We start from the raw sequence: 1892 nt of genomic DNA, 5'->3' as shown, positions 1-1892 counted from the left end.
GCAGGACAACTTCTTCGACATCGGCGGACAGTCGCTTCGGGCAACGACGCTGGTGGCGAGAATGCACCAAGAGCTGCAGGTCAAGGTACCGCTGCGCGACGTGTTCCATTACCCGACGGTCGAGCAGTTGGCGCAGTCCATCTCAGGGATGGAGCAGGACGCTGATACGGCGATCCCGCAAGCCGGCCCAAGAGCGCACTATCCGGTATCCTCGGCTCAAAAACGGATGTACGTTTTAAGCCAGCTGGAAGGCGGCGAGACGAGCTACAACATGCCGGGCGTCACGCTCGTGGAAGGGTGTCTGGACCGCGGAAGACTTGAAGACGCGTTCCGCAAGCTGATTGTTCGTCATGAGACGCTTCGTACCGGCTTCGAGATGGCGGGCGGCGACGTGGTGCAGCGGATTTACGAGAATGTGGACTTTGCCGTAGAGTACAGGGCGGCAAGCGAAGAGGAAGCGGAAACTCATATCCGCGATTTCGTGCGGCCGTTTGATCTGGAGCAAGCGCCGTTGCTGCGGGTAGGCTTGATCGAGCTTGGGCCGGAACGTCATCTGTTGCTGTACGACATGCATCACATCGTTTCGGACGGCGTCTCGATGGGCGTGCTGATCAAGGAGTTCGTGCAGCTGTACGAAGGCGAAGCGCTGCCGCCGCTGCGCGTGCAGTACAAGGACTATGCGGTCTGGCAGCAAGCGGAAAAAGCCGGCGAGCGGATGAAAAAGCAGGAAGCGTACTGGCTGGAAGTCTTCCGAGGCGAAATCCCCGTGCTCCATATGCCGACCGATTATGCGAGACCGGCTGTACAGCGTTTTGAAGGCGCGCGGTTTGACTTTGCCGTCGGCCAGGCGGCCCGCGACGGGCTGAAGCGGCTTGCCGCGCAAACCGGGTCGACCCTGCACATGGTGCTGCTGGCCGTTTACAAAACGCTGCTGCACAAATATACGGGGCAGGAAGACCTTATCGTCGGCACGCCGATCGCGGGAAGACCGCATGCCGATCTGGCAAGCTTGATCGGCGTGTTCATAGGCACGCTGGCGCTGCGCAGCTACCCAGCCGACGAGAAGACGTTTATGGATTATTTGCTGGAAATCAAGGAGCAGGCGCTCGGCGCTTACGAGCATCAGGACTATCCGTTCGAGGAACTGGTCGAGAAGCTCAACCTGACCCGGGATATGAGCCGTAATCCGCTGTTCGATACGATGTTCGAATTGAAGACGCTGGAGCAGGTGGAGCTGAGCATCGAAGGGCTCGATTTCAAGCCTTACTCAAGCGAGAGCGCGTCGGCGAAGTTCGATCTGACGCTGGATGCGCTGGAACGGGAGGAAGGACTGCAGTGCAGCATCGAGTACAGCACCGCGCTGTACAAACGGGAAACGGTTGAACGGCTGGCGAAGCATTTTGTCCGGCTGATCGACTCGATTGTTGGCAATCCGCAAGCGAAGCTGTCGGCTCTGGAGATGATCACGCTGGAAGAGCGGGCGATGCTGGTGGACGGCTTCGGCAGCGTAGGCGCTAGGTGTGGAGCAGCCTCGGAGCTGGCAGATTATGCACCGGAGCAAACGTTCCATGCGTGCTTCGAAGCGCAGGCGGAGCTTGTGCCGGAGCAGACGGCGGTCGTGTATGCAGAGGCGAAGCTCACGTACCGCGAGCTGAACGAGCGGGCGAACCGGCTGGCCCGGACGCTGCAAGCGCGTGGTATCGGGCGCGAGTCGATCGTCGGCATTCTGGCCGACCGTTCGACGGACTTGCTCGTCGCCGTGCTGGCCGTCTGGAAAGCAGGCGGCGCGTACGTACCGCTGGACCCGGACTATCCGTCCGAGCGGATCGGGTTCATGCTGCGGGATAGCGGAGCGGCCGTGCTGCTGACGCAGACGCATTTGCAGGAGCGCA

The 1892-nt window shown here is 60.7% G+C and carries 1 protein-coding gene; it reads left to right on the top strand.

The features are described from left to right. Positions 1-1892 (top strand): condensation domain-containing protein (locus tag PEL01S_RS34165; protein ID WP_164824390.1); only part of this gene is annotated, 1892 nt, incomplete at both ends.

Source organism: Paenibacillus elgii NBRC 100335 (assembly GCF_004000865.1).
In the GTDB taxonomy this organism is placed as follows: domain Bacteria; phylum Bacillota; class Bacilli; order Paenibacillales; family NBRC-103111; genus Paenibacillus_G; species Paenibacillus_G elgii.
The sequence above is the reverse complement of the archived record's forward strand: the minus strand, read 5'-3'. Positions and strand labels throughout refer to the sequence as shown.